This is a genomic window from Pseudomonas ceruminis (assembly GCF_021602025.1).
GTDB classification, from domain to species: Bacteria; Pseudomonadota; Gammaproteobacteria; order Pseudomonadales; family Pseudomonadaceae; genus Aquipseudomonas; species Aquipseudomonas ceruminis.
Genome location: NZ_BQHW01000006.1, coordinates 217,129 through 240,706 on the forward strand (window position 1 = coordinate 217,129; position 23,578 = coordinate 240,706).

Annotated in this window: 27 protein-coding genes; 17 read left to right on the forward strand and 10 right to left on the reverse strand. The window is 63.0% G+C overall.

The window, feature by feature from the left end:
• Positions 1-53: 53 nt before the first annotated feature.
• A complete protein-coding gene (locus tag L6D80_RS10055; protein WP_054899300.1) occupies positions 54-650 on the reverse strand; it encodes a superoxide dismutase in 597 nt (198 codons plus the stop codon).
• A 207-nt stretch (positions 651-857) separates the two neighbouring features.
• Positions 858-1,457 (reverse strand): LysE/ArgO family amino acid transporter, encoded by a 600-nt coding sequence (locus L6D80_RS10060; RefSeq protein WP_176514856.1) that lies wholly within the window; start codon positions 1,455-1,457, stop codon positions 858-860.
• Positions 1,458-1,547: 90 nt separating this feature from the next.
• Here L6D80_RS10060 and L6D80_RS10065 point away from each other — a divergent pair, with 90 nt between their 5' ends.
• From L6D80_RS10065 to L6D80_RS10075, 3 genes are all read left to right on the forward strand, one after another.
• Positions 1,548-2,438 (forward strand): LysR family transcriptional regulator ArgP, encoded by an 891-nt coding sequence (locus L6D80_RS10065; RefSeq protein ID WP_176514854.1) that lies wholly within the window; start codon positions 1,548-1,550, stop codon positions 2,436-2,438.
• Positions 2,439-2,487: 49 nt separating this feature from the next.
• Entirely contained in the window at positions 2,488-3,483 is a 996-nt protein-coding gene (locus tag L6D80_RS10070) for an NAD-dependent epimerase/dehydratase family protein (protein WP_176514852.1), read from the forward strand.
• An 87-nt stretch (positions 3,484-3,570) separates the two neighbouring features.
• Positions 3,571-4,398: a hypothetical protein gene (locus L6D80_RS10075; protein ID WP_054899304.1), complete on the forward strand. Its 828-nt coding sequence runs from the start codon at positions 3,571-3,573 to the stop codon at positions 4,396-4,398.
• Positions 4,399-4,465: 67 nt separating this feature from the next.
• Here L6D80_RS10075 and L6D80_RS10080 read toward each other — a convergent pair whose 3' ends face one another.
• Together L6D80_RS10080 and L6D80_RS10085 are read right to left on the reverse strand one after the other, a co-directional pair.
• Positions 4,466-5,515 carry an alkene reductase gene (locus L6D80_RS10080; RefSeq protein ID WP_054899305.1) on the reverse strand — a complete coding sequence of 350 codons (1,050 nt, stop codon included), beginning with the start codon at positions 5,513-5,515 and terminating at the stop codon, positions 4,466-4,468.
• A gap of 18 nt (positions 5,516-5,533) precedes the next feature.
• On the reverse strand, positions 5,534-5,836 hold the full coding sequence (locus L6D80_RS10085) for an ArsR/SmtB family transcription factor (protein WP_054899306.1): 303 nt from the start codon (positions 5,834-5,836) through the stop codon (positions 5,534-5,536).
• A gap of 152 nt (positions 5,837-5,988) precedes the next feature.
• Between L6D80_RS10085 and L6D80_RS10090 the strand changes: the two genes are divergently transcribed.
• Entirely contained in the window at positions 5,989-6,573 is a 585-nt protein-coding gene (locus L6D80_RS10090) for an acyl carrier protein phosphodiesterase (RefSeq protein WP_054899307.1), read from the forward strand.
• A 50-nt stretch (positions 6,574-6,623) separates the two neighbouring features.
• Here the strand turns inward: L6D80_RS10090 and L6D80_RS10095 are convergent, their stop codons facing one another.
• Both L6D80_RS10095 and olsB read right to left on the reverse strand, forming a co-directional pair.
• Entirely contained in the window at positions 6,624-7,412 is a 789-nt protein-coding gene (locus L6D80_RS10095) for a lysophospholipid acyltransferase family protein (protein ID WP_176514850.1), read from the reverse strand.
• Positions 7,412-8,167 carry an L-ornithine N(alpha)-acyltransferase gene (gene olsB / locus L6D80_RS10100; RefSeq protein WP_054899309.1) on the reverse strand — a complete coding sequence of 252 codons (756 nt, stop codon included), beginning with the start codon at positions 8,165-8,167 and terminating at the stop codon, positions 7,412-7,414. The genes L6D80_RS10095 and olsB overlap by 1 nt, the downstream gene beginning before the upstream one ends.
• 149 nt (positions 8,168-8,316) lie before the next feature.
• Between olsB and L6D80_RS10105 the strand changes: the two genes are divergently transcribed.
• The 6 genes from L6D80_RS10105 to L6D80_RS10130 all read left to right on the forward strand — a co-directional run bounded on the left by L6D80_RS10105 (position 8,317) and on the right by L6D80_RS10130 (position 13,067).
• The gene (locus L6D80_RS10105) at positions 8,317-9,204 is read left to right on the forward strand and encodes an acyl-CoA dehydrogenase middle domain-containing protein (protein WP_054899310.1); all 888 of its coding nucleotides are present in this window, start codon (positions 8,317-8,319) and stop codon (positions 9,202-9,204) included.
• Between the two features lie 47 nt (positions 9,205-9,251).
• The gene (locus L6D80_RS10110; RefSeq protein WP_176514848.1) at positions 9,252-10,331 is read left to right on the forward strand and encodes a serine hydrolase domain-containing protein; all 1,080 of its coding nucleotides are present in this window, start codon (positions 9,252-9,254) and stop codon (positions 10,329-10,331) included.
• Positions 10,328-10,624, forward strand: coding sequence for an amidase (locus L6D80_RS10115; RefSeq protein WP_176514846.1), 297 nt, complete (start codon positions 10,328-10,330; stop codon positions 10,622-10,624). The genes L6D80_RS10110 and L6D80_RS10115 overlap by 4 nt, the downstream gene beginning before the upstream one ends.
• A 44-nt stretch (positions 10,625-10,668) precedes the next feature.
• A complete protein-coding gene (locus tag L6D80_RS10120) occupies positions 10,669-11,250 on the forward strand; it encodes a YceI family protein (RefSeq protein ID WP_176514844.1) in 582 nt (193 codons plus the stop codon).
• A gap of 1 nt (position 11,251) precedes the next feature.
• Positions 11,252-12,409, forward strand: a complete 1,158-nt coding sequence (locus tag L6D80_RS10125; RefSeq protein WP_176514842.1) for a phospholipase D-like domain-containing protein — start codon at positions 11,252-11,254, stop codon at positions 12,407-12,409.
• A gap of 79 nt (positions 12,410-12,488) precedes the next feature.
• Positions 12,489-13,067 carry a DJ-1/PfpI family protein gene (locus L6D80_RS10130; protein ID WP_054899315.1) on the forward strand — a complete coding sequence of 193 codons (579 nt, stop codon included), beginning with the start codon at positions 12,489-12,491 and terminating at the stop codon, positions 13,065-13,067.
• Positions 13,068-13,109: 42 nt separating this feature from the next.
• On the opposite strand, the gene L6D80_RS10135 is transcribed toward L6D80_RS10130, so the two are convergent.
• The gene (locus L6D80_RS10135) at positions 13,110-13,508 is read right to left on the reverse strand and encodes a nuclear transport factor 2 family protein (protein WP_176514840.1); all 399 of its coding nucleotides are present in this window, start codon (positions 13,506-13,508) and stop codon (positions 13,110-13,112) included.
• 115 nt (positions 13,509-13,623) lie between these two features.
• Here L6D80_RS10135 and L6D80_RS10140 point away from each other — a divergent pair, with 115 nt between their 5' ends.
• Together L6D80_RS10140 and L6D80_RS10145 are read left to right on the forward strand one after the other, a co-directional pair.
• A complete protein-coding gene (locus L6D80_RS10140; protein WP_054899317.1) occupies positions 13,624-14,214 on the forward strand; it encodes a GNAT family N-acetyltransferase in 591 nt (196 codons plus the stop codon).
• Complete coding sequence (locus L6D80_RS10145) at positions 14,211-15,083, forward strand: carbon-nitrogen hydrolase family protein (RefSeq protein ID WP_176514838.1); 873 nt, start codon at positions 14,211-14,213, stop codon at positions 15,081-15,083. The genes L6D80_RS10140 and L6D80_RS10145 overlap by 4 nt, the downstream gene beginning before the upstream one ends.
• Positions 15,084-15,124: 41 nt before the next feature.
• Here the strand turns inward: L6D80_RS10145 and L6D80_RS10150 are convergent, their stop codons facing one another.
• Positions 15,125-16,648: a fumarate hydratase gene (locus L6D80_RS10150; RefSeq protein ID WP_054899319.1), complete on the reverse strand. Its 1,524-nt coding sequence runs from the start codon at positions 16,646-16,648 to the stop codon at positions 15,125-15,127.
• Between the two features lie 250 nt (positions 16,649-16,898).
• Here L6D80_RS10150 and L6D80_RS10155 point away from each other — a divergent pair, with 250 nt between their 5' ends.
• Positions 16,899-17,819 carry an iron-sulfur-binding ferredoxin reductase gene (locus L6D80_RS10155; RefSeq protein ID WP_176514909.1) on the forward strand — a complete coding sequence of 307 codons (921 nt, stop codon included), beginning with the start codon at positions 16,899-16,901 and terminating at the stop codon, positions 17,817-17,819.
• 77 nt (positions 17,820-17,896) lie between these two features.
• On the opposite strand, the gene pyk is transcribed toward L6D80_RS10155, so the two are convergent.
• Positions 17,897-19,351, reverse strand: coding sequence for a pyruvate kinase (gene pyk, locus L6D80_RS10160; protein WP_054899320.1), 1,455 nt, complete (start codon positions 19,349-19,351; stop codon positions 17,897-17,899).
• A gap of 214 nt (positions 19,352-19,565) precedes the next feature.
• On the opposite strand from pyk, the gene L6D80_RS10165 reads away from it, so the two are divergent.
• From L6D80_RS10165 to sbcB, 3 genes are all read left to right on the forward strand, one after another.
• On the forward strand, positions 19,566-19,952 hold the full coding sequence (locus tag L6D80_RS10165) for a hypothetical protein (protein ID WP_054899321.1): 387 nt from the start codon (positions 19,566-19,568) through the stop codon (positions 19,950-19,952).
• Between the two features lie 117 nt (positions 19,953-20,069).
• Positions 20,070-20,435 (forward strand): PilZ domain-containing protein, encoded by a 366-nt coding sequence (locus L6D80_RS10170; RefSeq protein ID WP_054899322.1) that lies wholly within the window; start codon positions 20,070-20,072, stop codon positions 20,433-20,435.
• Between the two features lie 46 nt (positions 20,436-20,481).
• The gene (gene sbcB / locus L6D80_RS10175; RefSeq protein WP_176514835.1) at positions 20,482-21,918 is read left to right on the forward strand and encodes an exodeoxyribonuclease I; all 1,437 of its coding nucleotides are present in this window, start codon (positions 20,482-20,484) and stop codon (positions 21,916-21,918) included.
• Between the two features lie 82 nt (positions 21,919-22,000).
• On the opposite strand, the gene mvaT is transcribed toward sbcB, so the two are convergent.
• Positions 22,001-22,378, reverse strand: coding sequence for a histone-like nucleoid-structuring protein MvaT (gene mvaT / locus L6D80_RS10180; protein ID WP_054899324.1), 378 nt, complete (start codon positions 22,376-22,378; stop codon positions 22,001-22,003).
• Positions 22,379-22,675: 297 nt separating this feature from the next.
• On the opposite strand from mvaT, the gene purU reads away from it, so the two are divergent.
• Positions 22,676-23,527: a formyltetrahydrofolate deformylase gene (purU, locus tag L6D80_RS10185; protein WP_051098430.1), complete on the forward strand. Its 852-nt coding sequence runs from the start codon at positions 22,676-22,678 to the stop codon at positions 23,525-23,527.
• The last annotated feature ends 51 nt before the right edge of the window (positions 23,528-23,578 follow it).

Below are 23,578 nucleotides of genomic sequence, written 5' to 3' on the forward strand. Positions count from 1 at the left end.
CCCATAAAAAAACCCGGCACATGGCCGGGTTTTCTGAATCAAGGCTGAGGGAATCAGGCCTTGAAGGTCTTGCCTTCGAACTGCTCGGCAACGAACTTCCAGTTGACCAGGTTCCAGAACGCCTCGACGTACTTCGGACGCAGGTTGCGGTAGTCGATGTAGTAGGCGTGTTCCCAGACGTCGCAGGTCAGCAGCGGGGTGTCGCCGCTGGTCAGCGGGCAGCCGGCGCCAATGGTGCTGGCCAGGGCCAGGGAACCGTCAGCTTTCTTCACCAGCCAGCCCCAGCCGGAACCGAAGGTGCCAACCGAAGTCTTGGTGAACTCTTCCTTGAACTTGTCGAAGGAGCCGAAAGCGGCGTTGATGGCATCAGCCAGGGCACCGGTCGGCTGGCCGCCAGCGTTTGGCGCCAGGCAGTTCCAGTAGAAGGTGTGGTTCCAGACTTGAGCGGCGTTGTTGAAGATGCCGCCCGAAGAGGTCTTGACGATCTCTTCCAGCGTCTTGCCTTCGAATTCGGTGCCTGGGACCAGGTTGTTCAGGTTCACGACATAGGTGTTGTGGTGCTTGTCGTGGTGATACTCCAGGGTTTCCTTGGAGATGTGCGGCTGCAGGGCATCATGGGCGTACGGCAGCGGCGGCAATTCAAAAGCCATGGTAGATCTCCTGATTCAGGTCTAGTTCGCGGTTTGCGCAAGGCCGATCACGGGCGGCCCTATGTGCGTCGGCGAGTTTGTACTCTTTGCGACGCAAGGGCTGGATCATAGCACCAGCCCCGGCGCATAACCACGCAACAAAGATAGGGAATAGAGGTTCCAGAGCGGTTGGCCGGGGCCGACGGGCGGACGTAAGGCCGCTTCACGTCACGTGAAGATCAGTTGCGCCGCCACAGCGAACATCATCACCGCCACCATCAGGTCGAGCATACGCCAGGTAGCCGGACGTGCCAGCCAGGGCGCCAGCCATGCGGCGCCGACCGCCAAGGTAGTGAACCAGAGCGCCGAGGCACTGGCGGCTCCGGCCACATAGGCGCCGGGCACGGTCTGCTGAGCGCCGAGCGAGCCGATCAGCAGCACGGTGTCCAGGTACACATGGGGGTTCAGCAGGGTCACCGCCAGGGCACTGAGCAGTACGGCGCGGCGGGAGCGTATGCCTTGGCCTTCCTGGTGTTGCAGGCTCTGTTTGGAACAGGCGCTGCGCAAGGCCTTGGCGCCATACCAGATCAGGAATACGGCGCCGCCCCAGCGGGCGATGGCCAGCAGCGTCGGGTTGTGCGCCAGCACCGTGGCCAGGCCGAATACACCGGCCGCCACCAGGAGGGCATCACAGACAATGCACAGCGCTGCGACTGGCAGGTGATGTTCGCGGCGCAGGCTTTGCGCCAGGACGAAGGCGTTCTGTGCGCCAATGGCCATGATCAGGCCGAAGGCGACCAGCATGCCGTTCAGATAGCTTTGCCACATGGCAGATACTCCAGAGAAGATGCTGGCCATTGTCCGTGGCTAGGCTGTATAAGAAAAACAAATAACGCTGATCAGTCATTAGGAAAATCGATGTTCGATTACAAGCTGCTGGCTGCCCTCGCCGCGGTCATCGAGCAAGGTGGGTTCGAGCGGGCAGCGCAGGTACTGGGGCTGTCGCAATCAGCCATTTCCCAGCGCATCAAGCTGCTCGAGGCTCGGGTTGGCCAGCCGGTGCTGGTGCGCGCCACACCGCCGAGCCCGACTGAGGTGGGGCGGCAATTGCTCAACCATGTGCAACAGGTGCGTTTGCTCGAACGTGACCTGCAGCGCCAGGTGCCGGCACTGGATGTAGAGGGCATGCCGGAGCGCCTGCGTATCGCCCTCAACGCCGACAGCCTGGCCACGTGGTGGGCGAGTGCGGTCGGGACGTTCTGCGCCGAGCAGCGGGTGCTCACCGAACTGGTGGTAGAGGACCAGGAAGTTGGCCTCAAGCGCATGCGTGCCGGTGAAGTGGCAGCCTGCCTGTGTGGCAGCGAGCGGCCGGTGGCCGGGGCCCGCAGCCTGCCGCTGGGTGCCATGCGCTATCGGGCACTGGCCAGCCCGGCGTTCATGGCGCGGCATTTTCCTCAGGGCTTCGAGGTCAAGCGTCTGGCACGTACCCCTGCCATCGTCTATGGCCCGGACGACTTTCTGCAGCACCGTTACCTGGCATCGCTGGGCATCGAGGATGGTTTCCTGCATCACCTGTGCCCCTCCTCCGAAGGTTTCCTGCGCATGACCGAAGCGGGCCTTGGCTGGGGGCTGGTCCCTGAACTGCAGGCCCGTGAGCAGTTGGGCAACGGGCAACTGGTGGAAATATGTGCCGATACCCCCATCGATGTGCCGCTGTACTGGCATCATTGGCGCAATGGCGGGCACCTGCTCGCGCAACTGACCGAACACTTGCGCTTCACGGCACAGCATTGGCTGGTGCCCTTGTAGGGGCGACCGGCGTCAGTTGCATCTGAAATCTGGCGAGGCGGAGTCTTACATGCAAATTCTGGTCACTGGCGCGAGCGGCTTCATCGGGGGGCGTTTCGCGCGCTTTGCCCTGGAGCAGGGCCTGGACGTGCGGGTCAGCGGCCGGCGTGCCGAGGGGGTAGAGCACCTGGTCAAGCGCGGCGCGCAGTTCATTCCCGGCGACCTGGGGGACGCCGAACTTGCCCGGCGTCTTTGCCAGGGCGTCGAAGCCGTGGTGCACTGCGCGGGGGCGGTGGGCACCTGGGGGCGCTACCAGGATTTTCACCAGGGCAATGTAGTGGTCACCGAGAACGTGGTCGAGGGCTGCCTGAAGGAACATGTACGCCGCCTGGTACACCTGTCGTCGCCGTCCATCTATTTCAACGGCCATTCACGCCTGGACATCCGTGAGGACCAGGTACCGCGCCGGTTCCACGATCACTACGGGCGGACCAAGTACCTGGCCGAGCAAAAGGTTTTCGGCGCCCAGGAGTTTGGCCTGGAGGTGCTGGCGCTGCGCCCGCGCTTTGTCACGGGTGCCGGTGATGCCAGTATTTTCCCGCGGCTGATGCAGATGCAGCGCAAGGGCCGGGTGGCGATTATCGGCAACGGCTTGAACAAGGTCGATTTCACCAGCGTTCATAACCTCAACGAAGCCTTGCTCAGGGCGCTGTTTGCCGATGACCGTGCGCTGGGCCAGGCCTACAACATCAGTAATGGCCAGCCGCTGCCGCTGTGGGATGTGGTCAACTACGTGATGCGTCAGATGCACTTGCCGCAGGTCACCCGTTATCGCGCCTACGGGCTGGCCTACAGCCTGGCCGCGCTGAACGAGGCTGCCTGCATGCTTTGGCCCGGGCGGCCGCAGCCGACCCTGTCGCGCCTGGGGATGCAGGTGATGAGCCGCGATTTCACCCTGGATATCAGCCGTGCCCGCCAGTACCTGGATTACCAGCCCACCGTCAGCCTGTGGACCGCGTTGGATGAATTCTGCGCCTGGTGGAAGCATCAGCCCCCTGGCCAGTGAACCTGGCGCACGGATGATGGTCATCAGTGCGCCGCGTGAGCGGTTTATACTCATGCCTCTTTGCTACCACTGCGGTTGACACTATCCATGCGCAACGATGCCCACGACGATTTCGACGATGTACCCGCCTTGCGGGCAGGGACCCCTGATGATGACGAACTGTTGCCTGCACACGTGGCGCGCAGCCGGCAGAAGGCCGCCAAGCCTGCCAGTACCGGCCCCTTGTGGGCGCTGTTGGGGGCATCGTTCATTGCGTTGGCGGGGCTTGGCTGGTGGAGCTTTCAGCAGATCTCGCTGATGGAGCAGCAACTGGTGGCGACCCAGGAGAGCTTTGCCCGCATCAGCGAAGAAGCGGCAGGGCGCCTGCAGGCCATCAGCGGCAAGGTCGAGGCCAGCGAGTCCTCCAGCACCACCGGCAGCGAGGCGCTGAAGCTGCAGATACGCCAACTGCAGGCCAGCCTGGCCGAGCAGGGCAAGCAACAGCAAGGCGTGGCGGGGCAGGCGGGCGACCTGGGCAAGCGCCTGGAGCAAGTGCTGGCCGATACCCGCGAGCAACAGAAGGCCGTCACCGAATTGCAGACTCAGTTGCAGGCGCAGTTGAAGGCTGTGAATGGCGAACTGGCGGCGTTGAAGTCGGGCCAGGTGGATGGCGGCAAACTTGACGGCCAGCTCAAGAGCTTGAGCGACGAAGTGGCCGCGTTGAAGAAGCAGGGTAACCCGAAGGCGGCGATCGATAGCCTGGCGCAGGATGTGCTGGTGTTGAAGAGCCAGGTGGACAACCGCCCAGCTGCGGCGGCTGCCAGCGGGGCATCTGTGCAGGAGTTCGATGCGTTCCGTGGGCAGACCACGCGCAGCATCAATACCCTGCAGAGCCAAATCCAGAACCTGCAGCAGCAGATCAACGCCCGGCCTTGAGGTCTCCTGAACCCTAATCGCCGGCTTGCCGGCGATTAGGGCCCCAACGCGGCCCTGGGGGCCTCACTTAAAGCCGCGGATAATCGATGTACCCCACCGGCCCCTTGCCATAGAAGGTCTCCGGATGCGCCTGGTTCAACGGCGCATCGGCAGCCAGGCGTGCTGGCAGGTCGGGGTTGGCGATGAACGGCACGCCGAAGGCCACCGCATCTGCCTTGCCACTGGCCAACGCCGCGTTGGCACTGGCCTTGTCGAAGCGTTCGTTGACGATGTAAGGGCCGCCGAACGCGTCCTTGATCTGCGGGCCGATGCTGTCGTCGGCTTCCTTTTCCCGCGAGCAGATGAAGGCGATGCCACGTTTGCCCAGTTCCCGCGCCACGTAGGTAAAGGTTTCGACACGGTCGGCGTCGCCCATGTCATGCGCATCGGCCCGTGGTGCCAGGTGCATGCCCACGCGTCCGGCACCCCATACATCAATCACAGCGTCCGTCACTTCCAGCAGCAGGCGAGCACGGTTTTCCACAGAGCCGCCATAGCGGTCGGTGCGCTGGTTGGTGCTGGTCTGCAAAAACTGGTCGAGCAGGTAGCCGTTGGCACCGTGGATTTCCACCCCGTCGAAACCTGCGGCCTTGGCGTTTTCGGCACCGCTGCGGTAGGCCTCGACGATGTCGGCGATTTCTTCGGCTTCCAGGGCGCGTGGGGTCGGGTACTCGGTGGTCGGGCGCACCAGGCTGACATGGCCTTTGGGCTGGATTGCGCTGGGGGCTACCGGCAGCTCACCGTTCAGGTAGCTGGGGTGGGAGATACGCCCCACATGCCACAGCTGCAGGAAGATACGGCCGCCGGCGCCATGCACGGCCTTGGTCACGTTGTTCCAGCCCCGGACCTGTTGATCGTTCCAGATGCCCGGCGTGTCGGGATAGCCAACGCCCATCGGCGTGACCGAAGTCGCTTCGCTGAGAATCAGGCCTGCGCTGGCGCGCTGCACGTAGTATTCAGCCATCAGCGCGTTGGGTACTCGTCCCTCGTCGGCGCGGCAGCGGGTGAGCGGGGCCATGATGATGCGGTTGGGCAGTTGCACGTCGCCCAGTGTGATCGGATCGAAAAGCGTGGTCATAACGGTTTACCTGCCTTGTCAAAGCGCTTGGCGCAGTTGTTCGATGAACGCCTGGATGGTGGCTTCGTCGCGTTTGAAGAAGTGCCACTGGCCGATCTTCTGGCTGCTGATCAGGCCCGCGCGCTGCAGCGTGGCCAGGTGGGCGGACACCGTCGACTGCGACAAGCCGCAGCGTTGGTCGATCTGCCCGGCACAGACACCGTGCTCGGTGCTGTGATGCTGGTCAGGAAATTGCGCGGCCGGGTCTTTCAGCCAGTTGAGGATTTCTCGCCGGACCGGGTGGGCCAAGGCTTTTATTATTTCGTCGAGATCGAGAGGCATGGTGTGAGGCTCAAGGTGTAGCGGTATATCGCGATGGAGCGAAATATAAATCGGTTTCAGGCGATATAGAAATATGAAGAAGTTCTGAACTGAGTGCGAATCGCTATATCGCGTTATAACGATATAAAAGCGTGCAGTGCTAAACTGCGCCCATGAACTACCTCGCTCACCTGCATCTGGGCGGCCCTGCGCCGCAACAACTGCTCGGCAGCCTGTACGGCGACTTCGTCAAAGGCACGCTGGAAGGGCGCTTCCCACCTGCGCTGGAGGCGGCCATCCGCCTGCATCGGCACATCGACAGCTACACCGACCGGCACCCTCTGGTGCTGGCCGCCCTGGCACGCTTTCCGCGCGAGCGGCGGCGGTTTGCCGGGATCGTGCTGGATGTGTTTTTCGACCATTGCCTGGCCCGGCACTGGGACGATTATGCCGCGCAGCCGCTGGAGCAGTTTACCGGTGAGTTCTATCGGGTGTTGCTCGCCGAGCCGCAGTTACCCGGCCGGTTGGCACGCATTGCGCCGTACATGGCGGCGGATGACTGGCTGGGCGCGTACAGTGACTTCGCGACGCTGGAGCAGGTGTTCAACGGCATAGGTCGGCGCTTGTCCAGGCCCGAGGGCATGGTGGGTGTGATGGATGAGCTGGAGCGGCTGTATGAGCCGCTGCTGGCGGACTTTCGCGCGTTCTATCCGCAGCTGCAGGCGTTTGCCGCCGCGGGACGGATGGCTGACGCCTGATTGCCTGTTCGCCTGGCTATTCCCATCGCCGACACTGAGGCTGCACGCAATCAGGCCGCCCGTGCCTGACGCCGTGGCATGGCTTCAACGTCGTCAACCCCGAACAACGCCAGGTGTATTGCCTGCTGCGCCTGCAACGCCAGCACCGCACGTTCCTTGCCTACACTAGCGATCGGCTGCAGCAGGTGAATGCACACCTCGCCTCGGGGCTGGGCGAACAGACGCATCAGGTGGGATACCAGATCGTCATCCCCAACGAACGGCGCAATCGGGTCGATCTGGCCACCGCGCAAATACTGGATAGCCACCGGCTGCACCGCCACACCACGGTCGATGGCACCTGCCAGCAGGCGGCCATGGAAGGTGCGCAAACTGCGACCGCTGGTCGTGGTGCCTTCGGGGAAGATCAGCAGGGGGCGGGCCAGGCCTAGCTGCCCGGCGATCTGTTCACGCAAGCGCTGACTGTCGCCGCCGCCGCGGCGGATGAACAGCGTGCCGGCCTTCTCTGCCAACCACCCGGCCAGCGGCCAGTGGCGTACTTCGGCCTTGGACAGGAACGACAGCGGCAGCAGCATGCCCAGCAGCGGGATGTCGGTCCAGGACACGTGGTTACTGACCCACAGCATCGGCCGCTTGGGCAACTCGCCGAGCACCCGGACCTCGAAGGGCAGGGCGGCGACCAGGCGCTTCATGAACAGGCAGGTCCAGCGCTGGCGGCGTTCGAGGGAGGTCTTCACGCCCAGGCGTTCGCCGAGGGCGATCGCGCTGGCCATCAGCAGGCCGAACAGCAACACCAGCAGCAGCCGTGAGAGGCGGGCAATGACCCGCAGCTTGGGCATCAGACCGCCGCCTTGAAGTGGCGGGCATAGCGCGGGCAGAGGTCGTCGCGTTTGAGCAGGATGAACACGTCGGCGACCTGGAAGTCTTCGTCCCAGCAAGGTTCGCCGCAGATCTTCGCACCCAAGCGCATGTAGGCCTTGAGCAGCGGTGGCATCTCGGCGATGACGTTGTTTGGCAGAGCCAGGTTGGGCAGCGGGTTCTTCGGCTCGGCGCGCAGGTGTTCGGTGCACAGGTAACGCTCGCGCAGGCGCTGCATGATCGCATGAGCCTGCACGCCACCATCCTGCATCGGGATGCTGGCGCAGCCCATCAGGTAACTGTAGCGGCCTTCGTTGAGCACTTCGGCCAGCTCGCCCCAGAGGACAGCGATGGTGCCGCCGTTGCGATAGTCAGGATCGACACAGGTGCGGCCCAGCTCAAGGATCGGCCCCTGCAATTGCAACAGGCCATGCAGGCTGAATTCCTCTTCGCTGTAGAAGCGCCCCAGGCTGCTGGCGGCCTGGTGGTCGAGCAGGCGGGTCGTGGCGACCAGTTCGCCGGTGCTCAGGTCGCGCACCCCGATATGGCGGCAATGTACGTCGTAGTCATCCATGTCCAGGCCCTGTTCGGCGCCTTTGAGCTTGGCCTTGAATTCTGCGCTGAACACTTTGAAGCGCAGGGCCTGTGCTTCCTGCAAGGCCACGGCGCCGACCAGGCGTTCGGCTTGCAGACGGCGTTCAGTGCTGTTGTCGCCAGAGCGAGCGATCCGAGTCATTGCGAGTCTCCATAAGCCAGCCATGAAGGGTTGCGGCCGGGCGGCTTTGTTGTGCAAAGTCAGCCTAGGTAGGCGCGGTGTCACCTCTGTGAATCTTTGGTGATGCTTGCGTGACACCACCCGACAAGCGCCTATGAAAGGAGCGTTCGATGGCCTGGTTGCAACGACTCAACGACCCCCTTCGTCAGCCCCTGGCTGGCACGTTGGGCGAGACTTACAACGCACAGCTTGAACGCCTCGGTGGCGCCGCGCCTTTCGAACTGGCGGTGCTGGGTGGGCGGGCCATGGCCACCCCTGGCCTGGCCTTCCTCATGGGCTACCAGGCCGCCCTGCGGGTGCTCTGGCCCAGTGCCCCGGCCAGCCTCGGCGCGCTGTGCGCCACCGAGCGGCGCAGCGTGCGCCCGGCTGACATGCACACCCGGCTTGAGGGCCTGCGCCTGACGGGCAACAAGGATTTCGTCACCGCCGGGCTGGACGCCGAATGGTTGTTGGTGGCGGCGCGCTGTGAAGCACCCGGCGAGACGCCGCGGCTCAGCCTGGCGGTGGTCTACCCCGGTGAGCCTGGGGTGACGCTGGAGGCATTGCCGACGTTGCCGTTGATGCCAGAGGTGGGCCATGGCCGCCTGCATGTGCAGCAGGCGGCCTGTGAGCTGTTGGCCGGTGATGGCTGGGATGCCTACGTCAAACCGTTCCGCTCGCTGGAGGACTTGTACGTGCTCGCGGCGATGGTTGCCTGGCTGTACGGGGTGGGGCAGGAGTGCCGCTGGCCGCAGGATTTACGCTTGCGTCTGCTGGGTTTGTTGGCAGGGTGTGCCGAGGGAAGCCGACAGTGTGCGGACAGTGTGGGGTGCCATTTGTTGCTGGGAGGCTTGTTCGCTCAGTTTCAGGGGCTCAGGGGCGCAGTCGACAAGGCGTTGCTCGCCGGGCCGGAGCAGTGGGCGCAGCTATGGCAGCGGGATCAGGGGGTATTGGCGTTGGCCGCGGCCGCTCGGGAAAAGCGTTTGGCCAAGGCGTGGAGCGCTGCAGGACTGTCATGAGCGCCTGCCAGGATTGGGCGATTGGTTGACGCTCGGGGCTCCTGGCGATGAAGGCATGCTTGCTGATATTGGCGATGGCTGTGGGCACTGCCTGGGCCGAGGACTGGCCCCTGCCGGACTGGAAGGTCGACAGCACGGGCCGTGACTGGCAGGCCGTGGACACCTATGCCTTTCCCCCGCGCAACGCCGCCGAGCGCAGCGGCATCCGCAGCGACGCGCTGCTGATCATCCGCGACGGCCGCATCCTCTACGAGCGCTACGCCGCCCCTACCACGGCACAGACGGCCCACCTCACCTGGTCGGTGAGCAAGAGCGTGCTCGCCACGGTGCTGGGGGTCGCCCAAGGGGAGGGGCGTTTCCAACTGCAGGACCCTGCGGCGCGCTATTACCCGCCGCTACAGGCGCACCCCGATGTGCGCCTTGCCGACCTGCTGCACTGGGCCAGTGGCCTGGCCTGGCAGGAAGACTACGAATACGCGCCGCTGAAGTCTTCAGTGGTGGCCATGCTCTACACCCGCGGGCGCAACGACATGGCTGCCTACACGGCAGCGCGCCCGGCTGCGCAACCGCCTGGCCAGCAGTTTCTCTACTCCAGCGGCGACAGCAACGTACTGGCCGCCGCATTGCGCGGCATGCTCGATGCCAGCGCCTATGCCGGCTACCCCTGGCAGGCGCTGTTCACCCCGCTGGGCATCGACAGCGCCGTGTGGGAGCGTGATGGCACGGGTACCTTTGTCGGTTCCTCCTACCTCTACCTCAGTGCCCGCGACTTGGCGCGGATCGGCCTGCTGATGCAGCGCGAAGGACGCTGGGGTGACCGACAGCTGTTACCGGCAAGTTGGGTGGCCTTCAACCGCACATTGTTCAGCCAGGCCCAGCCCGTGCCCGGCGAAGCCAACCCAGGCGGCCACTGGTGGCTCAACCAGCCATTGGCGGGGGCTGCGCGCCCTTGGCCTGACGCACCGACGGACACGTACGCTGCCCTTGGCCATTGGGGGCAAGCCCTGTACGTGTTGCCCGCCTTAGGGTTGGTGGTGGTCCGCTACGCCGACGACCGGGATGGCAGTTACAGCCATAACGAGCTGCTCAAGCGGATACTGGCTGCATTGGCCAAGGAGGGTGCATGAAGCGCCTCTTGCTGGCTGTGCTCGTCGCCTTGCTGGGCTGGGCCTGGTTGGAACGCCAGGCATTGGCGGACTTTCCGGGCATCCTCTCGGCCTATTCGGCCAAGGAGTACTGTTCGTGTCGTTTCGTCATGGGCTTCAACGCGGCCTATTGCCGGGGTTACGTGAAGCAGTGGCTGGCGTTGAGCACGCTGGAGGAAGACAGCCAGCAGCGCCTGGTCAGTGCGACCGGGTTGGGCCGGCGCAATCAGGCGACCTGGCAAGGCCCGCAGGCGGGCTGCCGCTTGCTGCCATGAAGACGGGCGGGTAAGGTTGGCGGTCTGGTTTCACGAGATCTGTCATGTTCAAGTTGCCCCGTCTGTTGCCCGCACTGCTGCTGGCTTTATGCCTGCCCGCCCACGCCAATTGGCACCTCGATGGCGAGTCTTCACGGCTTTCTTTCGTCACCGGCAAGAACGGCGACACGGCCGAGGTGCATCGTTTTCTGGTCCTGCATGGCAGTGTCGACCGCAAAGGCACAGCCGGGCTGCGGATCGAGATGGACTCGGTGAGCAGCGGCATCCCGCTGCGCGACGAGCGCATGCGTGACGACCTGTTCGAGGTGGGGCGCTTTGCCGAAGCGACGGTCAAGGCCCAGCTCGACCTGCGGCCGATCAATGACCTTGCCGACGGCGCGCAGATCGAGTTGCGCCTGCCGCTGACCGTCACCTTGCATGGCCAGTCGCACAGCTATAACGCCTTGTTGCTGGCAACCCGTCTGGACCAGCGGCGCTTTCAAGTGGTCACCCTCGAACCGTTGGTCCTGCGGGCGGAGGATTATGGCCTGCTGCCCGGGCTGGAAAGCCTGCGTAAATTCGCCAGGCTCAAGTCCATCAACCCTTCGGTGCCGGTCAATGCGGTGCTGATCTTCAACGCTCGCTGACATGCCAGGGCCGGTCTTCCCCTGGCGGGATGGCAACCAGTTCGAACTGTTGATCGACGGCCCCGAATTCTTTCCTCGCATGCTCCAGGCGATCAGGGGGGCCGAGTCCCAGGTCGATCTGGAACTGTACCTGGTCGAGGCCGGCGCCTGCGCCGAAGCTGTGGTCGAAGCCCTGACGCTCGCGGCCCGGCGCGGGGTGCGGGTACGCTGCCTGTTCGATGACTACGGTTCCCTGGCGTTCACCTCCGCCTTGCGCCAACGCCTGCGGGACGCGGGGGTTTACCTGCGTTGGTACAACCGTCTGCGGTGGCGCCGCGGCCTGCGCAACCTGTATCGCGATCACCGCAAGCTGCTGCTGGTGGACGAACGTTGGGCGGTGGTGGGGGGGACCGGGGTCACCGATGAGTTCTGGACGCCGGGCGAGGCGAGCAGCGAGTGGCACGAGGTGATGGTGCAGATGCAAGGCCAGGTGGTCGGCGACTGGCAACTGCTGTTCAATCGCCAGTGGCATGCCAACAACCGGCGCACGGCCTGGCGGCCCCCCGAAGGTTTCGGCCTGTCACGCCTGCCCAAGGTGCCGGCGCAGGGCCAGGGCATGGGCCGGGTGGCCTATGCCGATGCCCGCCAGCATCGGGACATTCTGCATTCGCTGGTGCGTGCACTCAACAGCGGCAAGCAACGTGTCTGGCTGGCCACGCCCTATTTCCTGCCGACCTGGAGCGTGCGCCGCTCGTTACGCCGGGCGGCGAGCAAAGGGGTCGATGTGCGCCTGCTGCTCACCGGCCCGCGCACCGATCACCCGTCGGTACGTTACGCCGGCCACCGTTACTACCCCCGCTTGCTGCGCGCGGGGGTGCGAATCTTCGAGTACCAGCCGTGCTTCCTGCATTTGAAGATGGTTCTGGTGGATGATTGGGTCAGCGTCGGCTCGTGCAATTTCGACCACTGGAACTTGCGTTTCAACCTTGAGGCCAACGTCGAGGCACTGGACCCGTCGTTGACGGCGGCGGTCAGGGCCAGCTTCGAGCATGATTTCGCCCTGAGCGAAGAGGTCGACCTTGACCACTGGAATGCAAGGCCGCTTTGGCGTCGGGTGAAACAGCGCGTGTGGGGCTGGCTGGACCGGCTGGTGGTCAACCTGCTCGACCGTCGCGATTAAAGCAGCAGAGCCATATCCACACGCACAGAAGCAGACTATCGTGCAGTGATTGTTCCCCTTAACCGAAGGAGTGGATGCGATGACGGCGAAGAAGATTCTCATGCTGGTGGGCGACTACGTCGAGGATTACGAGGCGATGGTGCCGTTTCAGGCCTTGAGCATGGTCGGCCACACCGTGCATGCAGTGTGCCCGGAGAAGATTGCGGGGCAGACCGTGCGCACCGCGATCCACGATTTCGAGGGCGAGCAGACCTACAGCGAGAAGCCTGGGCACAACTTTGCCTTGAACCATGACTTCGTTCAGGTCCGTGCTGAAAGCTACGATGCCTTGCTGATTCCGGGTGGGCGCGCACCGGAGTACCTGCGCCTGGACGAGCGCGTGCTGGAACTGGTCAGGGCGTTCGACCAGGCGGGCAAACCGATAGCGGCGGTGTGCCATGGCGCGCAGCTGCTGGCGGCAGCCGGGGTGCTTGAAGGGCGCGAGTGCAGTGCGTACCCGGCCTGTGCACCGGAAGTACGGCTGGCGGGGGGCACGTTCATCGACATTGCCGTGGACCAGGCCCATGTCGACGGTAACCTGGTGACCGCGCCAGCATGGCCTGCGCACCCGGCGTGGTTGGCGGCGTTCCTGAAGGTGCTGGGCACGCGTATTGCCTGAGAAGGCCTCTTCGCGGGTACTCCCGCGAAGAGGCCACTGGCTTTATCCCACTTGCTCGACCCAGTCGTTGAGGTTGTAGTAATTGGTCACCCGGGCGATCTTCCCGCAGTGGAGATAGAAAAACGCCCCCGCCGGCAGCACATAGGTCTGCCCGTTGGCTGCCGGTAACCCCTCGTCATCGACGAGATATTCTCCATGCACGGTGAACTCCGCTGCAGCGCGGCTGCCGTCGGCATTCTGCATGACCACGATGTCGGTCAGGCGCTCGCGGTAGCAGCGGTTCATCTTGCCCATGAAGGCGGCGAACCTGGCTTTGCCCATCTGCCGCTCTCCCTGGTTGATGTCGTGGATCACGTCTTCGCTGAGCAGGGCGAGAAAGGCAGGCATGTCACCGGCATTGAAAGCTGCGTAGTAGGCATTTACCAGTTCGGTAGCGGTCATGGAACATTTCCTGTCGTGTAGGGGAAAGGCGCTGCGTTGGGTCGGATGATAGGGTTTCCCCTCAAGCCCGGCTTAGCCGAGCGCGTCATCCACATCGACAAAACGACCGCCAAGCATGCAAATACGCCTGTTGCACGGCGCCGCTATCGCGCCTTACATCGATGACCTCGCTCGCCTGCGCCTGGCTGTGTTCCGCGAGTTTCCCTATCTGTATGACGGTGACCCGGCGTACGAGGCCGACTACCTGGCACGCTATGCCCACTCCGGCCGCAGCCTGGTGGTACTGGCTCTGGACAACGACGAAGTCGTCGGCGCCTCCACGGGGCTACCGCTGGTGGACGGGGCGCCCGAGTTTCAACAGCCGTTCCTCGCCCAGGGCCGTGACCCTGCCTGCGTGTACTACTTCGGCGAATCGCTGGTACTGCCCGCCTACCGTGGGCAGGGCCTGGGTGTGCGTTTTTTCATCGAACGCGAGTCCTACGCCCACAAGCTTGCCGAATTCGACTACTGCGCCTTCTGCGCCGTCGAGCGCCCCGGCGTTCACCCTCGGCGGCCAGCCAATTACAAACCGTTGCAGGGGTTCTGGCGTAACCGCGGCTTCCTGCATGACCCTTCATTGCGCACCACCTATGCCTGGCGCGACCTGGATGAGCAGGCCGCGTCTGAAAAGATCATGTCGTTCTGGCTCAAGGAGTTGCCCATATGATCCGTTTGGCGGCCTGCCAGTACGCGATCGAATTGCATGAAACCTGGGATGCCTACGCCGCGCACCTGCAAGGTGTGTGCGCCGAAGCGGCAGCGTCGGGCGCCCAGCTGTTGCTGCTGCCGGAATACGCCGGTCTGGTGCTCAGTGGCCAGTTGCCTGCTGGGCAGCGGGGCGATCTGAAAGCTTCGATCGCTGGCATCCAGCCCTTGATTGCACCTTGGCTGGCGCTGTGCGCAAGCATTGCCCGGCGGTGGGGCGTGTACCTGCAACCGGGTAGCCTGCCTGTGCTCGATAGTGACGGACACTACCGTAACCGCGCCTGGCTGTTCGGGCCAGAGGGTGTGCTAGGGCATCAGGACAAATTGATGATGACCCGCTTCGAGCGTGAGCATTGGGGCATTGCGGCGGGGCAGGGGCTGAAGGTGTTCGATACCGAGCTGGGGCGCCTGGGTATTCTGATCTGTTATGACAATGAATTTCCGATGCTGGCGCGGGGCATGGCTGAAGCGGGGGCGGACCTGATTCTGGCGCCCAGCTGCACCGATACCGCGGCCGGCTACCACCGTGTGCGCATCGGCGCCCAGGCCCGTGCGCTGGAGAACCAGATTGCGGTGTTGCAGGCCACGACCGTGGGCCAGGCAGCCTGGTCGCCGGCACTGGATGAAAACACCGGGCGTTCGGGGCTATTCGTGCCGCCGGATCATGGAATGCCGGGGGATGGTGTGGTTGCCCTGAGTGAGGAACTGAACCCGGTCAACAGCCAGTGGCTGGTGTGCGAACTCAATCTGGCTGAGGTTCGGCGGGTCAGGGAGCAGGGGCAGGTGTTTACCCGGCGCGATTGGCCAGAGCAGTTCGAACGGATCCTCTGAAACGGCGACGGCCCCGAGGGGCCGTCACTGTTACAACTGCCTTACTTCACTTCAACAGCCAGGCTCTCGGCAATCTTGCTCTGCCACAGGGCTGGGCCGGTGATGTGCACCGACTCCCCGTTGCTGTCCACCGCGACGGTGACCGGCATGTCCTTGACTTCGAACTCGTAGATCGCTTCCATGCCCAGCTCGGCGAAGGCCAGAACTTTGGACTTGCGGATCGCCTGGGCCACCAGGTAGGCGGCGCCACCCACGGCCATCAGGTACACGGCCTTGTTGTCCTTGATTGCTTCGATGGCGGTCGGGCCACGCTCGGATTTGCCGATCATGCCCAGCAGGCCGGTCTGTTCAAGAATCTGGCGGGTGAACTTGTCCATACGGGTGGCGGTAGTCGGGCCGGCGGGGCCTACCACTTCGTCACCGACCGGGTCGACCGGCCCGACGTAATAGATGAAGCGGCCTTTGAGGTCGACCGGCAGCGCTTCGCCACGGTTGAGCATCTCGACCATGCGCTTGTGCGCCGCATCGCGGCCGGTGAGCATCTTGCCGTTGAGCAGGATGGTTTCGCCCGGCTTCCAGCTGGCGACTTCTTCTGGGGTAATGTCGTCGAGGTTGACGCGACGGGCGCTTGGGCCAGCTTCCCAGACGATTTCCGGGTAGGCGTCCAGCGACGGCGCTTCCAGCTCGGCAGGGCCAGAGCCGTCGAGCACGAAGTGCGCGTGACGGGTGGCGGCGCAGTTGGGGATCATGCACACCGGCAGCGAGGCGGCGTGGGTTGGGTAGTCCATGATCTTGACGTCGAGCACGGTGGTCAGGCCGCCCAGGCCCTGGGCGCCGATGCCCAACTGGTTGACCTTCTCGAACAGCTCCAGGCGGATCTCTTCGATGCGGTTCTGCGGGCCACGGGCTTTGAGTTCATGAATGTCGATGGACTCCATCAACACTTCCTTGGCCATGACTGCAGCCTTCTCGGCGGTACCACCGATGCCGATGCCGAGCATGCCAGGCGGGCACCAGCCAGCGCCCATGGTCGGGACGGTCTTGAGTACCCAGTCGACGATCGAGTCGGACGGGTTGAGCATGGCCATCTTCGACTTGTTCTCGGAACCACCGCCTTTGGCGGCGACATCGACTTCGACCTTGTCGCCGGGGACGATCGAGTAGTGGATGACGGCTGGGGTGTTGTCCTTGGTGTTCTTGCGGGCACCCGCCGGGTCGGCCAGGATCGAAGCACGCAGGACGTTTTCAGGCAGGTTGTAGGCGCGACGCACACCTTCGTTGATCATGTCGTCGACGCTCAGGGTGGCGCCGTCCCAACGCACATCCATGCCTACGCGGACGAATACGGTGACAATACCGGTGTCCTGGCAGATCGGGCGGTGGCCGGTGGCGCACATGCGCGAGTTGATCAGGATCTGGGCGATGGAGTCACGCGCAGCGGGCGACTCTTCACGCAGGTAGGCCTCGTGCATCGCCTGGATGAAATCGACGGGGTGGTAGTACGAGATGAATTGCAGGGCGTCGGCGACGCTCTGAATCAGGTCGTCTTGCTTGATCACGGTCATGCAGCGCGCTCCTCTTAAAGACGGGAACATTCGTAAAGGCTTTCCGACGGTGCCGACCAGCGTGTCGAAACGCCTGGCAAGGCGTTGGCAGGTCAGGCCAACGCAAAAAGGCGCGGCAGTATAGCGCGCATCGGTGGGCGAAACACCTGCGGACGGTCTGGACCTTGGTCGGCAGGGGGCTCGGCATCCTTTTTGCTGCCGATGACGGCTTGCCTTAGAGTGGCGATAGATACCCGGGGATGTAATGAAGATGCCAGAGCTGTGTGTGGGTGAGCGCCGCTGGACGGTGCCGGTTGGCAGCAACCTGCTCGATGCCCTGAACGAGGCAGGCCTGAATGTGCCGTACAGCTGTCGGGCTGGCAGTTGCCATGCCTGCCTGGTGCACTGCCTGGACGGGCAGCCGACGGATGCCTTGCCCGAGGCCTTGGCATTGGACAGGCATGCCCAGGGCTGGCGTCTGGCGTGCCAGTGCCGAGTGGTAAGCGACCTGCGCGTGGCGGTGTTCGACCCGGTGCAGGATGGTATTGCCGCGCAGGTGTGTGCGCTGGACTGGTATGGCGATGTGCTGCGCTTGCGCCTGCGCCCCGAGCGTGCGCTGCGTTACCAGGCTGGCCAGCATCTGGTGTTGTGGAACGGTAGCGTTGCGCGGCCTTATTCCTTGGCCAGCCTGCCGGGTGAGGACGACTTCCTCGAATTCCATATCGACTGCCGGCGGCCCGGTGCCTTTTGCGACAAGGCGCGGGAGTTGCAGGTGGGCGACGTGCTGCGCCTGGGTGAACTCAGGGGTGGGGCGCTGCACTACGACCCCGACTGGCACGCACGGCCGTTGTGGCTGCTGGCGGCGGGTACCGGGCTTGCGCCGCTGTGGGGCATCTTGCGCGAGGCGGTGCGGCAGGGCCATGGCGGCGAGATCAGGGTGATGCATGTGGCCCATGACCACGCGGGGCATTACCTGGCTGAGCCTTTGCTGGAACGTGAAGGCGTGAGTGTCGAACGGGTGCTGGTCAATCAGCTGGATGAAGCGCTGGCGGGGTTGCGACCGTCGTCACGGCAGACCATTGCGCTGCTATGTGGCGCACCTGGAAGTGTCGAGCGGTTTGCCCGGCGGCTGTTCATTGCGGGGGTGCCGAGGAATCAGGTGCTTGCCGATGTATTTGTCGAGCATGCCTGAGAGCAATAGGTTGTTTGAGCTGGGCCCATCGCCGACCGGCTCGCCGGCGATGGGCCGCAGTGCGGCCCGGTACGGGATCAGCCAACCAGCGGATCACCCACGTGCAGGATCTTCATGCCGTTGGTGCCACCGATGGTGTGGTAGCTGTCGCCCTTGGTCAGGATGACCCAGTCACCTTGCTCCACCAGCCCACGCTTGAGCAGCTCGTCGACCGCTGCCTGGCTGACCTTGTCGGCCGGCAGCGACGCCGGGTCGAAGGCAATCGGGTAGACGCCGCGGAACATCGAGGCACGCGCCTGGGTGGCACGGTGCGGCGAGAGCGCGAAGATCGGCACGTGCGAACGCAGGCGTGACATGATCAGCGGGGTATAGCCACTCTCGGTGAGCGCGATGATCGCTTTCACGCCCGGGAAGTGGTTGGCCGTGTACATGGCCGCCAGGGCGATGCTTTCGTCGCAGCGCTCGAAGGTGGTGTGCAGGCGGTGGCTGGACTTCTGGCTGGTCGGGTGCTTTTCGGCACCCAGGCAGATGCGGGCCATGGCCTGTACGGCTTCGATCGGATAAGCGCCAGCGGCACTTTCGGCCGACAGCATCACCGCGTCAGTGTTATCCAGCACGGCGTTGGCCACGTCGGAGACTTCGGCGCGGGTCGGCATCGGGTTCTGGATCATCGACTCCATCATCTGGGTCGCCACGATCACCGCCTTGTTGTTACGGCGGGCGTGCTGGATGATCTTCTTCTGGATGGCGATCAGCTCGGCGTCGCCGATTTCCACGCCCAGGTCGCCACGGGCAACCATCACGGCGTCGGAAGCAGCGATCAGGCCGTCGAGGGTTTCGTCGTCGGCAACGGCTTCGGCACGCTCGATCTTGGCGACCAGCCAGGCACTGCCACCTGCCTCGTCACGCAGCTTGCGAGCGTATTCCATGTCCTTGGCATCACGCGGGAAGGAAACGGCCAGGTAGTCCAGGTCCATTTGCGCGGCGAGCTTGATGTCGGCCTTGTCTTTTTCGGTCAGGGCCGGAGCGGTCAGGCCGCCACCTTTGCGGTTGATGCCCTTGTGGTCCGACAGCGGGCCGCCGATGATCACCACGCAATGCAGGGCATCGGCAGTGGCGGTTTCGACGCGCATGACCACGCGGCCATCGTCGAGCAGCAACTCGTCACCGACGCCACAGTCCTTGACCAGGTCCGGGTAGTCGATACCGACGATGTCCTGGTTGCCTTCGGTGAGCGGGTGGGCGGTGGAGAAGGTGAACTTGTCACCGACTTTCAGTTCGATGCGCTTGTTGCTGAATTTGGCGATGCGGATCTTCGGACCCTGCAGATCGCCCAGCAGCGCGACATGGCGGCCGTTCTTGGCGGCGATGTCACGGATCAGGCGGGCGCGCGCCTTGTGCTCGTCCGGGGTGCCGTGGGAGAAGTTCAGGCGTGCCACGTCCAGGCCGGCAAGGATCAGCTGTTCGATCACTTCCGGCGAATTGCTGGCGGGGCCAAGGGTGGCGACGATTTTGGTACGGCGGATGGTCATGCACAGACTCCTATAGTGAAGCGCAGCGAAAGGCTACTCCTGAATCGCGCTGTAGTCATTGTTCCGTTGCACTACCTGCAAGTAACCCAGGTAGGGCAGCGGCAAGTTACAGGCGGCACGCTACAGGCGCATGAGCGCCGGTGCCTCTCTTGCAGCCGGAGGTTGAAGAAAAATCCCGCAAGGCCGATAAACTGCCTACCAAAGGAGATCCCCCATGCGAGCCCTGATCGTTTTAGCCTTGGCGGCCAGCGCCGTCGGCTGCACCCGCTGGTCCATGGACCATCACTTGAACAATGCCTACCGCGCCTACGACCGTGGCGATTGCCAGCGGGTCATGCTGGAATTGTCGCAGGTCGACCGCACCAGCCGCGCAAGGCCGTTCATCCACCCGGAAGTGTCGCTGCTGCGCGGACAATGCCTGGAGCGCCAGAAGCTTTTTGTGGATGCAGCGCAAACCTATGAGTACCTGATCCAGCAGTACCCCCGCAACGAATACGCCTACCGGGCCAAGGCCCGCCTGCAGACCTTGGAGAAGCTAGGGCACTATCGCGCTGGCGAACCGGCGGTGGCCAGCCCGGTGACTACTGCTCCTTGGCGTTAATGCAAAGGTATGGTTGATTTCACGAGATTTGCCGCGCGCGCTGCGCTAATCTGTTAACCAGCTGTTACAACAACCGCCAGTACCGCGTATTCCTGGCACCGGGTACGGACTGCACTTGTGACTACGTTCAACCAGCGTCATATCGAGCGCCACCAGCTACCTTGTGTACTCAAGGTCTATAACGCGTTCACCGGCCAACTGATCGGGCAGCTAGGTAATGCCTCTGAAGACGGCCTGATGTTGATCAGCCAGTTACCCATACTGGTCGGGCCGGATTTTGAACTGCAATTGCGCTTGCCCCTCACCGGTGGCGGCTTCCAGTTCATCCAGCTGACGGCCAGTTGCCTGTGGTGCCGCGAAGATCAGACCCCAGGCCATTACGATGCGGGGTTCATGTTGCTGCAGGCACCGCGCGAATACGAAGATTTTGTGCGCTCGCTACGCGACTATTTCAGTTTCCGCCCGGCCAACGCTTCCGTCTGAGGTCAGGTCCGCTAGAATCGGGGCGACCTTGAAACAGGACGACCCCGTGACCTCCAGCATTTTCTGGCACGACTACGAAACCACCGGCATCAACCCGCGCTGTGACCGGCCGCTGCAGGTGGCTGGTCTGCGCACCGACTTCGAGCTCAATGAGATCGATGAGCCGATCAGCCTTTACTGCCGCCCATCCGATGACATTCTTCCCCACCCGGCAGCATGCCTGGTGACCGGGATCACGCCGCAGCAGCTGGCCAGCCAGGGCCTGTGCGAGGCTGAGTTCATGACCCGCGTACATGAACAGTTGGCGCGACCAGGCACCTGCGGCGCCGGTTACAACACCCTGCGCTTCGACGATGAAGTCACCCGTTATAGCCTGTACCGCAACTTCTTCGACCCGTATGCCCGGGAATGGCAGGGTGGCAACAGCCGCTGGGATTTAATTGACGTGGTGCGCACGGCCTATGCCCTGCGGCCCGAGGGTATCGAGTGGCCACAACAGGACGGGCGCACCAGTTTGCGTCTGGAACTGCTCAGCCAAGCCAATGGCATTGACCATGGGCACGCGCATGAAGCCCTTTCCGACGTGCGGGCCACCATTGCCCTGGCGCGTCTGATACGGCAGAAACAACCCAAATTGTATGAATGGCTGTTCCAGTTGCGCAGCAAGCACAAAGTGATGGAGCAAATCCGTTTGTTGCAGCCGTTGGTACATATATCCGGCCGGTTCTCGGCGGCGCGTAATTATCTGGGGGTGGTCTTGCCGTTGGCCTGGCACCCGCGTAATCGCAACGCACTGATTGTGTGCGACCTGCACCAGGAAACCCTACCGTTATTAAGGGAAAGTGCCGACGTACTTCGTGAGCGTCTGTACACGCGGCATGAGGAATTGTCTGAAGGCCAATTACCGGTACCGCTGAAGTTAGTACAGATCAATCGCTGCCCGGTGCTGGCGCCGCTCTCGGTGTTGCGCCCGGTGGATCAACAACGGCTCGGTATCGATTTGGCGCTTTTGCAAACACGCGGTGAAACGTTGGCCCATCAACAGCAAGCGTGGCAATACAAGCTTGAGCATATCTACGGCAAAGAGGATTTTGCCCCGAGTGAAGATCCGGAACAGCAGTTGTATGACGGTTTTGTTGGGGACCGTGACCGGCGCCTGTGCGAGCAAGTTCGCACGCTGGACCCTGCGCAGTTGGCCCAGGGCCACTGGATGTTCGATGATCCGCGCTTGCCTGAATTACTGTTCCGGTACCGGGCGCGCAACTTCCCGGACACCTTGAGCCACGAGGAGCGTCAGCGCTGGTATGGTTTCTGCCAGCAGCGGCTGAGTGATCCGCAGTGGGGCGCACCTAACACGCTGGGCGACTTCGAGCGGGCCCTGCAGAGCGCCTGGGCCACTGCCGGTGAAGCGGGGCGGCGTGTACTGGAAGCTTGGCAGGCCCATGCCCTTGAGCGCCGTGAGCAATTTGCCATCAGTCTTTGAATCGCTTATTTGAATGGCAAACAAAAACGCCGGCATCGAGCCGGCGTTTTTGTTTGCAATATGCAAGGCGGGGCGTGGACTATCAGTCCAGCAGAGTTGCCCAGCCTTCAACCACATCGCCACCCCATTTGGCTTTCCATTCTTTCAGGGTTTTGTGGTTGCCGCCTTTGGTTTCGATCACTTCACCGTTGTGCGGGTTTTTGTATTGCTTGACCTTGCGCGCACGCTTGGTGGTAGTGGTCTTGGCGGCACCGCGCGGTGCTTTGCTCAGTTTCGACTCGGGGTCGAGCAGGGCGATGACGTCGCGCAGCGACTTGGAGTATTCACCCATCAGTGTGCGCAGTTTGCCTTCGAACTCCAGTTCTTTTTTCAGCTTGTCATCCTGCGACAGGTTGGCCAGGCGGGCCTGAAGTTCCTTGATGGCTTCTTCGGTAGCGCGGTACTCGTTGATCAGGGACATGGAGTGTTCCTTAATGCGTGTTCGGGATGTGTGGGGCAATAATAGACAGGCCATACTCTCAAGTAAACATATTAATCAGGCACTCAACTGTTAATTGTGCTGTGACAAATTATCGCTAGGTTAAGAAAAATTTACATAAGGGCGTGCAAGGCAGTGTGATTGTCATCATGCGGTCGCTGACTGCTGCTGCGGCAGCGGCCGGTAGTGGCGCCGGCTGCGCAGGGTGCAATGATTACTGCGTTTTTCCGGGAGGGCCGCTAGAATGGGCGCCTTTGCGAAGTTCTGGAGTCTTAATTCATGCGCACCTATCGTCTGGTGATCGCCTGCCCCGACCGCGTAGGCATCGTGGCGAAAGTCAGTAATTTCCTGGCCTTGTACAATGGCTGGATCAACGAAGCCAGCCACCACTCCGATGAACAGAGTGGTTGGTTCTTCATGCGCCATGAAATCCGCGCTGAATCTCTGCCCTTTGGTATCGAGGCGTTCCGCGAAGCGTTCGCGCCGATTGCCGAAGAGTTCTCCATGACTTGGCGCATTACCGATTCGGCCCAGAAGAAGCGCGTGGTGCTGATGGCCAGCCGTGAGTCCCACTGCCTGGCCGATTTGTTGCACCGTTGGCACACGGACGAACTGGATTGCGAGATTCCTTGTGTTGTTTCCAACCACAACGACTTGCGCAGTATGGTCGAGTGGCATGGCATCCCGTTCTTCCATGTACCGGTCGACCCGAAAGACAAGGCACCGGCGTTTGCCGAAGTGTCGCGCCTGGTTCAGGAGCATGCGGCGGATGTGGTGGTACTGGCGCGCTACATGCAGATCCTGCCGCCGCAACTGTGCCAGGATTACGCCGAGAAGGTCATCAACATCCACCACAGCTTCCTGCCCTCGTTCGTCGGCGCCAAGCCCTACCATCAGGCCGCCCTGCGTGGGGTGAAACTGATTGGTGCAACCTGCCACTACGTGACGGAAGAGCTGGACGCCGGCCCGATCATCGAGCAGGACGTGGTACGTGTCAGCCATGCTGACAGCATCGAAGACATGGTCCGCTTCGGCCGTGACGTCGAGAAGATGGTGCTTGCCCGCGGCTTGCGTTATCACCTGGAAGACCGCGTGCTGGTGCATGGCAACAAAACGGTGGTGTTCGACTGACACACCCGGGGGCTGCAGCGCAGCCCCATTACTTTGAGGGATGTAATGGCA

Excerpts from the sequence above, each read along its gene's own strand:
- L6D80_RS10140 (WP_054899317.1), top strand. The coding sequence starts at position 13,624 with ATGCAAATACGCCTGTTGCACGGCGCCGCTATCGCGCCTTACATCGAT.
- L6D80_RS10125 (WP_176514842.1), top strand. The coding sequence starts at position 11,252 with ATGCCAGGGCCGGTCTTCCCCTGGCGGGATGGCAACCAGTTCGAACTG.
- olsB (WP_054899309.1), bottom strand. The coding sequence starts at position 8,167 with ATGACTCGGATCGCTCGCTCTGGCGACAACAGCACTGAACGCCGTCTG.
- L6D80_RS10080 (WP_054899305.1), bottom strand. The coding sequence starts at position 5,515 with ATGACCACGCTTTTCGATCCGATCACACTGGGCGACGTGCAACTGCCC.
- L6D80_RS10060 (WP_176514856.1), bottom strand. The coding sequence starts at position 1,457 with ATGTGGCAAAGCTATCTGAACGGCATGCTGGTCGCCTTCGGCCTGATC.
- L6D80_RS10065 (WP_176514854.1), top strand. The coding sequence starts at position 1,548 with ATGTTCGATTACAAGCTGCTGGCTGCCCTCGCCGCGGTCATCGAGCAA.
- pyk (WP_054899320.1), bottom strand. The coding sequence starts at position 19,351 with ATGACCATCCGCCGTACCAAAATCGTCGCCACCCTTGGCCCCGCCAGC.
- L6D80_RS10165 (WP_054899321.1), top strand. The coding sequence starts at position 19,566 with ATGCGAGCCCTGATCGTTTTAGCCTTGGCGGCCAGCGCCGTCGGCTGC.
- L6D80_RS10145 (WP_176514838.1), top strand. The coding sequence starts at position 14,211 with ATGATCCGTTTGGCGGCCTGCCAGTACGCGATCGAATTGCATGAAACC.
- L6D80_RS10055 (WP_054899300.1), bottom strand. The coding sequence starts at position 650 with ATGGCTTTTGAATTGCCGCCGCTGCCGTACGCCCATGATGCCCTGCAG.
- mvaT (WP_054899324.1), bottom strand. The coding sequence starts at position 22,378 with ATGTCCCTGATCAACGAGTACCGCGCTACCGAAGAAGCCATCAAGGAA.
- L6D80_RS10085 (WP_054899306.1), bottom strand. The coding sequence starts at position 5,836 with ATGCCTCTCGATCTCGACGAAATAATAAAAGCCTTGGCCCACCCGGTC.
- L6D80_RS10150 (WP_054899319.1), bottom strand. The coding sequence starts at position 16,648 with ATGACCGTGATCAAGCAAGACGACCTGATTCAGAGCGTCGCCGACGCC.
- L6D80_RS10110 (WP_176514848.1), top strand. The coding sequence starts at position 9,252 with ATGAAGGCATGCTTGCTGATATTGGCGATGGCTGTGGGCACTGCCTGG.
- purU (WP_051098430.1), top strand. The coding sequence starts at position 22,676 with ATGCGCACCTATCGTCTGGTGATCGCCTGCCCCGACCGCGTAGGCATC.
- L6D80_RS10075 (WP_054899304.1), top strand. The coding sequence starts at position 3,571 with ATGCGCAACGATGCCCACGACGATTTCGACGATGTACCCGCCTTGCGG.
- L6D80_RS10105 (WP_054899310.1), top strand. The coding sequence starts at position 8,317 with ATGGCCTGGTTGCAACGACTCAACGACCCCCTTCGTCAGCCCCTGGCT.
- L6D80_RS10090 (WP_054899307.1), top strand. The coding sequence starts at position 5,989 with ATGAACTACCTCGCTCACCTGCATCTGGGCGGCCCTGCGCCGCAACAA.
- L6D80_RS10115 (WP_176514846.1), top strand. The coding sequence starts at position 10,328 with ATGAAGCGCCTCTTGCTGGCTGTGCTCGTCGCCTTGCTGGGCTGGGCC.
- L6D80_RS10070 (WP_176514852.1), top strand. The coding sequence starts at position 2,488 with ATGCAAATTCTGGTCACTGGCGCGAGCGGCTTCATCGGGGGGCGTTTC.
- L6D80_RS10095 (WP_176514850.1), bottom strand. The coding sequence starts at position 7,412 with ATGCCCAAGCTGCGGGTCATTGCCCGCCTCTCACGGCTGCTGCTGGTG.
- L6D80_RS10155 (WP_176514909.1), top strand. The coding sequence starts at position 16,899 with ATGCCAGAGCTGTGTGTGGGTGAGCGCCGCTGGACGGTGCCGGTTGGC.
- L6D80_RS10135 (WP_176514840.1), bottom strand. The coding sequence starts at position 13,508 with ATGACCGCTACCGAACTGGTAAATGCCTACTACGCAGCTTTCAATGCC.
- L6D80_RS10130 (WP_054899315.1), top strand. The coding sequence starts at position 12,489 with ATGACGGCGAAGAAGATTCTCATGCTGGTGGGCGACTACGTCGAGGAT.
- L6D80_RS10120 (WP_176514844.1), top strand. The coding sequence starts at position 10,669 with ATGTTCAAGTTGCCCCGTCTGTTGCCCGCACTGCTGCTGGCTTTATGC.